The sequence below is a fragment of the Acidimicrobiia bacterium genome, assembly GCA_016650365.1.
Taxonomy (GTDB): domain Bacteria; phylum Actinomycetota; class Acidimicrobiia; order Spongiisociales; family JAENVV01; genus JAENVV01.
In genome coordinates this window covers 1-7,616 of record JAENVV010000074.1, presented here as the reverse complement: position 1 = coordinate 7,616, position 7,616 = coordinate 1, and the positions used below count along the sequence as shown (strand labels likewise).

The 7,616-nt window shown below is 61.1% G+C and carries 11 protein-coding genes; 6 read left to right on the top strand and 5 right to left on the bottom strand.

Annotated elements, in window-relative coordinates:
* Positions 1 to 65: 65 nt before the first annotated feature.
* Positions 66 to 254, top strand: a complete 189-nt coding sequence (locus JJE47_04475; GenBank protein ID MBK5266669.1) for a hypothetical protein — start codon at positions 66 to 68, stop codon at positions 252 to 254.
* 29 nt (positions 255 to 283) lie between these two features.
* Here the strand turns inward: JJE47_04475 and JJE47_04470 are convergent, their stop codons facing one another.
* Positions 284 to 745 (bottom strand): DUF1905 domain-containing protein, encoded by a 462-nt coding sequence (locus tag JJE47_04470; GenBank protein ID MBK5266668.1) that lies wholly within the window; start codon positions 743 to 745, stop codon positions 284 to 286.
* Positions 746 to 942: 197 nt separating this feature from the next.
* On the opposite strand from JJE47_04470, the gene JJE47_04465 reads away from it, so the two are divergent.
* Positions 943 to 1,371, top strand: coding sequence for a DUF1801 domain-containing protein (locus JJE47_04465; GenBank protein ID MBK5266667.1), 429 nt, complete (start codon positions 943 to 945; stop codon positions 1,369 to 1,371).
* A gap of 15 nt (positions 1,372 to 1,386) precedes the next feature.
* Here JJE47_04465 and katG read toward each other — a convergent pair whose 3' ends face one another.
* Positions 1,387 to 3,591 (bottom strand): catalase/peroxidase HPI, encoded by a 2,205-nt coding sequence (gene katG / locus JJE47_04460; protein ID MBK5266666.1) that lies wholly within the window; start codon positions 3,589 to 3,591, stop codon positions 1,387 to 1,389.
* A 178-nt stretch (positions 3,592 to 3,769) separates the two neighbouring features.
* Here katG and JJE47_04455 point away from each other — a divergent pair, with 178 nt between their 5' ends.
* From JJE47_04455 to JJE47_04440, 4 genes are all read left to right on the top strand, one after another.
* Positions 3,770 to 4,642: a DUF1295 domain-containing protein gene (locus JJE47_04455; protein ID MBK5266665.1), complete on the top strand. Its 873-nt coding sequence runs from the start codon at positions 3,770 to 3,772 to the stop codon at positions 4,640 to 4,642.
* 195 nt (positions 4,643 to 4,837) lie between these two features.
* Positions 4,838 to 5,653, top strand: a complete 816-nt coding sequence (locus tag JJE47_04450) for an alpha/beta hydrolase (GenBank protein ID MBK5266664.1) — start codon at positions 4,838 to 4,840, stop codon at positions 5,651 to 5,653.
* Positions 5,650 to 6,222: a WHG domain-containing protein gene (locus tag JJE47_04445; protein ID MBK5266663.1), complete on the top strand. Its 573-nt coding sequence runs from the start codon at positions 5,650 to 5,652 to the stop codon at positions 6,220 to 6,222. The genes JJE47_04450 and JJE47_04445 overlap by 4 nt, the downstream gene beginning before the upstream one ends.
* A gap of 385 nt (positions 6,223 to 6,607) precedes the next feature.
* Positions 6,608 to 6,931 carry a RidA family protein gene (locus JJE47_04440; GenBank protein MBK5266662.1) on the top strand — a complete coding sequence of 108 codons (324 nt, stop codon included), beginning with the start codon at positions 6,608 to 6,610 and terminating at the stop codon, positions 6,929 to 6,931.
* Positions 6,932 to 6,999: 68 nt separating this feature from the next.
* Here JJE47_04440 and JJE47_04435 read toward each other — a convergent pair whose 3' ends face one another.
* Genes JJE47_04435 through JJE47_04425 form a run of 3 tightly spaced genes read right to left on the bottom strand, consistent with a single transcriptional unit; the run spans position 7,000 to position 7,480 of the window.
* Entirely contained in the window at positions 7,000 to 7,155 is a 156-nt protein-coding gene (locus tag JJE47_04435) for a hypothetical protein (GenBank protein MBK5266661.1), read from the bottom strand.
* Between the two features lie 28 nt (positions 7,156 to 7,183).
* Positions 7,184 to 7,354 carry a hypothetical protein gene (locus JJE47_04430; protein MBK5266660.1) on the bottom strand — a complete coding sequence of 57 codons (171 nt, stop codon included), beginning with the start codon at positions 7,352 to 7,354 and terminating at the stop codon, positions 7,184 to 7,186.
* 36 nt (positions 7,355 to 7,390) lie between these two features.
* On the bottom strand, positions 7,391 to 7,480 hold the full coding sequence (locus JJE47_04425; GenBank protein ID MBK5266659.1) for an LPXTG cell wall anchor domain-containing protein: 90 nt from the start codon (positions 7,478 to 7,480) through the stop codon (positions 7,391 to 7,393).
* Positions 7,481 to 7,616 lie beyond the last annotated feature (136 nt).

Below are 7,616 nucleotides of genomic sequence, written 5' to 3'. Positions count from 1 at the left end.
GTACAAAGCAGCCGCCAAGCGCCGCTGGGGCTACTTTGCCCTCCCGAGGCCTTCACCACGACTAAATGGTCGGCAAGCTCGATGCCACCGCCGACCACAAAGCCGGCGTCCTGAAGGTCGCCGCAGTGCATCAGGATCAGCCCTTCAGCAGGGCCGCGACAACGGCCGTCGACGAGGAGATCGCCGATCTGGCGGGATGGCTGGGGCTCGATGTCGCCAGGGATGGGCTAAGGCACGAAACAGTTGAGCCGTAGCCAACGGTCGGAGAAACACCCCTTCGCTATCAGCGGGGTTTTCCGGCCGCAAAAAGCTCTATCGCCTTGACGGTCCGGCGTTGGCGGGTCTCTTCGGTCTTGGCGCCACCGATATTGTCGCAGTGATATCGCTGCACACTGTTCGATAGACCGTCAAAGAATTCGCGAACCGATGGGTTGGCATCGAGCGCAGCTCGAAATTCCTCCGGCATCTGCACGGGACGCGGGCCTTCTGCCAGGGTGAGCGTCACCCGTATCGGGTCTCCGCCCTTGAGACCGGTTTCTTTGCGCACTGCAGCACTCACACTTATCAGATGTTTGCCACCCATCACGGCGACCGTGTTGCGGTATTCGTAGCCGTTGACATCGACCACAACTGCCGGGCGCTTTCCGCCGCCGAGCTGATCGATCACGTCGGGCGGGACCTCGATCCCGGTGTTGTTGCCGAACGCACTCAGGGTTGTATCGAACGAAACGGATCGGGCAGTCATGAGAGGGATCCTACGACACCAGAGCCCGGGGCCCGCGTCGGACTCGTGATTCTCGTTTCAACCCGGGCACCGGGGCGAGAAGCTCCACGTTCACCACCCTCCGGGTTTTCCGACGCTCGCCCACATGGTGCTGACCGACCCCGCCCGGCTTCCTCACCGCTCGATCACGCGAGGGTTGAGGCTTCTAGGATGCGTCCATGGACGATTCGCAAGCGAACCAAAGCCAGTCGGCGTCGGAACTCATCTCGGTGAGAATCTCAGTACTCGGGGACTGGCGCGGGGAAACCCTCAGCAGGATGCGCAAGCTGATCCACGAAGCACTCCCGGACGTGATCGAGGAGTGGAAATGGGCCAAAGCCTCCTCCCCCGGCACGCCGGTTTGGTCACACAACGGCATCATCTGCACTGGCGAGTCCTACAAGAATGTCGTGAAACTAACGTTCTTCAAAGGCGCGTCCTTGGAGGATCCCGCCGGTCTTTTCAACTCGAGTCTCGAAGGAAACACTCGCCGTGCCATCGACATCGCCGAAGGCGAAAACGTCGACGGCTCAGCCTTCAAAGCCCTCATTACCCAAGCTGCCGAACTCAACAGCTCTGGCAAATCGGCAAAGAAAGCCAAATCCTAGGGCCGATCGCTCAGATCATGCGAGATCGAACCTATCGAGGTGCATGACCTTGCTCCATGCGGCAACGAAATCGTCTACGAACTTCTGCTCGGCGTCGTCGCTGCCATAAACCTCGGCGACGGCCCATAACTCGGAATTGGAACCGAATACCAGATCGGTCCGGGTCCCCGTCCATCGCAATTCGCCGGTTTCCCGGCCCCGACCTTCGAACAGGTCCCCGGCGTCTGATGTCGCCTTCCACACGGTCCCCATGTCGAGCAGGTTCACGAAGAAGTCGTTGCTCAATACCCCTGGCCACTCGGTCAACACTCCGTGCTGCGATTGGTCTGCGTTGGTGCCGAGCACTCGCATTCCGCCCAACAAGACCGTCATCTCCGGAACAGACAGTGTCAACATAAACGCCTTGTCGATCAGCAAATGCTCGGCGGCGATACCGTGATCACCTTGCAAGTAGTTGCGGAACCCGTCGGCGGTCGGCTCAAGCACGGAGAACGACTCGACATCCGTTTGCTCCTGGGTGGCATCCGTCCGGCCAGCCGTGAACGGGACCACGACGTTTTGGCCAGCCGCGGCCGAGGCCGCTTCGATAGCTGCGCACCCACCCAGCACGATGAGGTCGGCCAACGACACCATTTTGGCGTCTTGAGAACCGTTGAAATCCTCTTGAATCCCTTCAAGGGTTCTGACGACATCCGCCACGCCCGATGTGACATTCACGTGCCATCCGGCCTGGGGGGCGAGACGGATGCGCGCCCCGTTGGCTCCCCCGCGCTTGTCGGTATCACGGTAGGTAGAGGCGGAAGCCCAGGCTGCTGAAACCAGCTGCGAAACCGACAGTTCCGAAGCGAGAATCCGGGCTTTCAGACCGGCAATGTCTGCATCATCGATCTGCTCGTAATCGGCAGCCGGAACCGGGTCCTGCCAAATGAATGCTTCATCGGAAACCCATGGACCCAGATATCGGGCTACCGGTCCCATGTCACGATGCAGCAGCTTGTACCAGGCTCGTACGAACGCATCGGCCAACTGATCCGGGTTCTCGTAGAAGCGTCGTGAGATCTCCTTGTACACCGGATCGGTGATCAGAGCGATATCAGAGGTTGCCATCATCGGAGCGTGACGCTTCGCCGGATCGTGAGCGTCAGGCACGATGTCCTGCGCCTCCGGGTTGGTCGGCGTCCATTGCTGAGCGCCGGCCGGGCTGGTGGTCAACTCCCATTCGTACTTGAACAGGTTTTCGAAGAAGTTGTTGTCCCAGCGAATCGGGTCGGTGGTCCAGGCACCTTCAAGGCCACTGCTGATCGTGTCGCTGCCTTTGCCAGAGCCGTAGCTGCTGATCCATCCGAGGCCCTGTTCGGTGATTCCCGCACCTTCAGGCTCACGGTCGACGAATTCGTCGGCGGGGGCCGCCCCATGAGTCTTACCGAAGGTGTGGCCGCCGGCAATGAGCGCCACGGTTTCTTCGTCGTTCATGGCCATGCGATCGAACGTGTCCCGAACGTCTTGGGCCGAAGCCATAGGATCGGGGTTCCCGTTCGGACCTTCAGGATTGACATAGATCAAGCCCATCTGCACGGCACCGAGCGGATTCATCAGCTCCCGATCCCCGCTGTAGCGGTTGTCACCCAACCATTCGGTTTCAGGACCCCAGTAGACGTCCTCTTCAGGCGCCCAGATATCGGCCCGGCCACCACCAAACCCCAACGTCTTGAGACCCATCGTCTCGATGGCGCGATTGCCCGCAAAGATGATCAAGTCGGCCCAGGAGATCTTCCTCCCATACTTCTGCTTGATCGGCCACAACAAACGGCGGGCCTTGTCCAGATTGACATTGTCCGGCCAGCTGTTGAGCGGGGCGAACCGCTGGGATCCGCTACCGCCACCGCCGCGTCCGTCGTGGGTTCGGTAGGTGCCCGCCGAGTGCCAACTCATGCGAACAAAGAAAGGCCCGTAGTGCCCGTAATCGGCTGGCCACCAATCATGGGATTGGGTCATGAGTGCATCGACATCTTTGGCAAGGGCGTCGAAGTCAAGCGTCTTGAATTCTTGTGCGTAGTCGAACTCTTCGCCCATCGGATCTGAGGAGGCAGCATTCTGACGCAGGACGCGCAGGTTCAACTGATTCGGCCACCAGTGCTGATTGGCCGTGGACCCGACGGCAGTGTGGGCTCCGTGCATGACGGGGCACTTGCTTGGGCTCTCTGACACGTTCTCTAACATGCTAGTTCTCCTGAGTATTGCTATTGGAAACGTACGCGTTCCGCGGTTGAGTCAGACATGGCGCGCCATCCGCTGCGTTTCCCTCGGACGACGTCGCGCTCTCGCTCTGATCTGCATCCTATCCGCCCAGTGAGATAAGCTCGTGTCGCTAGTTGCACTCAATCCTGGAATCGATGCAATGGTCAAAGAGAACCGAAGATCCCTCATCGGCGTTACGGCAAGCATCGTGATCGGCGCCTTGGTCGTGTTGGCCGGCAGCGCCGGCAGCCGAAATGTCGGCTCGATAGCCGTGTTTGCCGTATGCGGTCTTCTCGCCTATGCGATCAACTGGGCGGTGTTCGTGCCATCGAACCGGGCAAAGACCGAGCAATACTTCGATCTGACCGGCAGTGTCAGCTATCTCACCGTCACAGCAGTTGCTCTGGCGCTCAGCGGCGAACTCGACGCCCGGGCGATCATCGTTGGAATAATGGTATCCGTTTGGGCCATACGTCTTGGTTCGTTCCTGTTCCGCAGGGTACGACGGGACGGACGCGACGGCCGGTTCGATCGTATCAAGACCGACCCACTGCGGTTCTTCATGACCTGGAGCCTGCAGGGCCTCTGGGTACTGCTCACTTTGGCGGCAGCCCTGGCGATCATTACGGGCCACGAACGAAAGCCCATCGGTTGGGTTGCCCTGGTTGGCATCGCCGTGTGGGTTGCAGGGTTCGCGCTCGAGTCCGTTGCCGACTATCAGAAATCGGTCTTCAAACGGAATCCGGCCAACGCCGGCCGGTTCATTACGTCCGGGCTGTGGGCATGGTCACGTCATCCAAACTACTTCGGAGAGATCGTGCTCTGGGCCGGCATTGCCGTCATGGCGCTACCCGTCCTGTCGGGTTGGCGGTGGGCCACCTTGATCTCGCCGGTATTCGTCGTTCTGTTACTGACCCGGGTAAGCGGCATCCCGCTACTCGAGGACCGGGCCGAGAAGCGCTGGGGCGGCGAAGCGCCTTACCAGGAATACACGAGCCGGACCCCGGTCTTGATTCCTCGGGCACCGCGCTAGGCAGCCACACCACGAGCAAGTGCGGTGTTTAACCTCTCATCGCGCATCTTCCTGATGGACTTTCTCCCGGGCACCCCTCCCAGCCACTTACGTATCGAACCCGACCTGACCAACCCGGGCGGTACCTGCTGGCCAATTCCGTCGGTCTTGACAACATAAACTAATGGCCTTAGTTTATTCGCTAACTGTATTAGTATGAAGGGAAAAGACATGACAACCCAGCAGCTCGATCTGACCGGCGGAACGATCGCCTTCGACGACAGCGGCGGTAGCGGCCCGCTCGTGGTGATGCTTCCCGGCGCTGGTGACGTTCGCGACGAGTACCGATTCGTGGCGCCCGATCTCGTGGCCGGTGGCGCCCGCGTAGTGACCATGGACCTGCGGGGGCACGGCGACTCATCGGCGAACTGGCCGGGGTACGGGATGGCCGACACGGCGGCCGATCTGGTTGCGCTCATCAATCACCTCGGTGCGGGCCCGGCGACCGTAGTAGCAACGTCGTTCTCGCCGGCCGCGGCGCTGTGGGCAGCCGCCGACCGTCCCAACCTGGTGGGCCGGCTGGTACTCATCAGCGCGCACCTTGAGGCGGCACCAGCCTGGCAGAACATCCCTCTCGGCCTGATGCTGCGAGGACCATTCGCGGGAAAGCTGTGGGCCGGCCAGTTCCGAAAATGGCATCCAGCTGCGCCGCCCGCTGATCTCGATGAGCAGGCCACCGCCCTGGCCAAGATGATGGGAGACCCGCAACGGCGCAAGGCGGTACGGGAGACCTTGACCGCCCATCGGAACGGTCTGCCGGAGCGCATCGCCCGGGTAGACGTCCCAACGCTGGTAGTGATGGGTGGCGCCGACTCCCACTTCAAGGATCCGGCGGCAGTGGGCGCCTCGATCGCTACGGAAACTGGCGGCAAACTGCACGTGGTCCCCGATGCCGGCCACTACCCGCACGTCGAGTTTCCCGGCCAGGTGGTCGCTGCGATCGCCGACTTCCTCACCGACGCTCCCTCGTGACCAGGCGTAAAGGGCTCACTGCCCAATCAGTGGTCGAAGCCGCCAGCGCCATCGTGGATGCGGAAGGGACGTCGGCGCTCACGCTCAGTCGGGTGGCCCGGGAGTTGGGCGTCAAACCACCTTCGCTCTATAACCACGTCACCGGACTCGACACCCTCCTGCGCGAAGTCGCCTTGATGGCCACCGAGGACTTCGCCGACAGGCTCGGCGCAGCTGCCATGGGGCGCACGGGGCGCGACGCGTTGCGCGCCCTGGCGGCCGAGTTCCGTGCCTACGCCAAGGCCCACCCGGGACTGTACGAGCTGTCGGCCCAAGCGCGGCCCCACGACGTGGAGTACGCCAAGGCCTCGATGCGTCCCGTCGAACCGGTCATCGCAATCCTGCGCGGGTACGACCTTGACGAGAAGGAATCGATCCATGCCGTCCGGACACTCAGGGCAGCTCTGCACGGGTTCGTGTCGCTTGAAAGCATCGGCGGGTTCGGGCTCGACGTCGATGTGGAGGAGTCATTTGCGTGGCTCGTCGAGAGGCTCGTCGAGACGCTCGAATCGTCTACGGTTCAAGGTTGACTAGCCGCTAGGTTTGGGGGCGGAGGTAGCTGACTCCCGGGCCTACTGCATTCGTGACCGAGCCCTCCTGTCCCGCCGTCACGGAAACCGCGGATTTGTGTGCACATCCGGCGTCTAGTGACAGGCCCAGTCTCCCGCTCACCCATTGACCTGACCTATACGGTGCGACAGGTGGAACCTTCTTGCTCCCTACGTTCTGGAGGCCTGGGCTCCAATGCGTCCAACCGGGTATCCTCCCCCCGATCTCTCGTATTGCCGCCCGTCTCGTCGAACTAGGACTCGAACTGCCTTCAGCGCCCGAGTCGCTTGCCAACTATGTGCCGGCAGTCCGATCGGGCAACCTTGTTACTACAGCCGGTCAAGTCTCGATCTACGGGGACAGCGTGTGGAAAGGGAAGCTGGGAGACGATCTCAGCCTGGACGAAGCTGTCGCTGCCACACGAGCCAGCGCGATCACGCGATCAACTGCCTGGCTGCTCTGCTCACGGTCATCGACTCACTCGATCAGGTCACCCAGGTTGTCGCCGTTCACGGATTGGTGAATTCGACGCCGGAAAATGGGGAGCAAGCCACCGCTATGAATGGGGCGTCCGATCTCATGGTGGACGTTTTCGGTGAATCCGGACGCCACGCACGAACCGCCGTTGGTGTCGCGGTTCCCTACAACTTCGCGTCGTCGGTCTACATCGTTGCGGAAGTCTCCGACTGACCAGGCCGTCGAGCACAACTCACACCGGTGGCGCTTCAGGCCCCCAACGGCCGCCCAGGGCGGCCCGGCTATTTGTCGAGGAGGAGTAAGCCGCTTGTTACCAGAGCGCCGATTGCGAGGATCTTGTTGGCACCGTTGAAGGCGATGACGTCGAGAAGCACTAGGGCCCAGTAGACCAGAACGATGGCCAGGGCTTGTTGCCAGAACCGTGGTTTCCCCAGCATGGGCTTCATGAGAGTCCCCACTGGTGCATCAGCCGAGGACGCCAAAGATGCTGAGTCCTCCGAGGAGGAACCCGATAATGAGCAGGACTGCACCGAGAAGGATCCTGTTCCGGAACATGTACATGCCCCCGGCGATCAGGCAAACCACCCCGATGGCGACGCTGATCGTGACTGTGGCCGCTCCGAGGACCAAAAACATCACTGCCTCCCTCGGATAATGCGAGGTTGTTGTGATCTATCCACGGCGCCGCCTATAGCCGTAGCCGCCACCACCGAATACCAGGAATAGCACGACAATGAGGATGATCCATCCAGTGGTGCTCATCTTTCCTTCCTACCTTTCTGAGATCGACATATGTTTTGAGGGAATCGATTTGTTGTGACCTACCTACCGCGACGACTCCAGCCGAAGCCGCCGCCGAATACCAGGAATAGCACGACAATGAGGATGATCCATCCAG

Coding starts and splice junctions, on each gene's coding strand:
- JJE47_04475 (MBK5266669.1), top strand. CDS start 66: ATGGTCGGCAAGCTCGATGCCACCGCCGACCACAAAGCCGGCGTCCTG.
- JJE47_04470 (MBK5266668.1), bottom strand. CDS start 745: ATGACTGCCCGATCCGTTTCGTTCGATACAACCCTGAGTGCGTTCGGC.
- JJE47_04465 (MBK5266667.1), top strand. CDS start 943: ATGGACGATTCGCAAGCGAACCAAAGCCAGTCGGCGTCGGAACTCATC.
- katG (MBK5266666.1), bottom strand. CDS start 3,591: ATGTTAGAGAACGTGTCAGAGAGCCCAAGCAAGTGCCCCGTCATGCAC.
- JJE47_04455 (MBK5266665.1), top strand. CDS start 3,770: ATGGTCAAAGAGAACCGAAGATCCCTCATCGGCGTTACGGCAAGCATC.
- JJE47_04450 (MBK5266664.1), top strand. CDS start 4,838: ATGAAGGGAAAAGACATGACAACCCAGCAGCTCGATCTGACCGGCGGA.
- JJE47_04435 (MBK5266661.1), bottom strand. CDS start 7,155: ATGCTGGGGAAACCACGGTTCTGGCAACAAGCCCTGGCCATCGTTCTG.
- JJE47_04430 (MBK5266660.1), bottom strand. CDS start 7,354: ATGTTTTTGGTCCTCGGAGCGGCCACAGTCACGATCAGCGTCGCCATC.
- JJE47_04425 (MBK5266659.1), bottom strand. CDS start 7,480: ATGAGCACCACTGGATGGATCATCCTCATTGTCGTGCTATTCCTGGTA.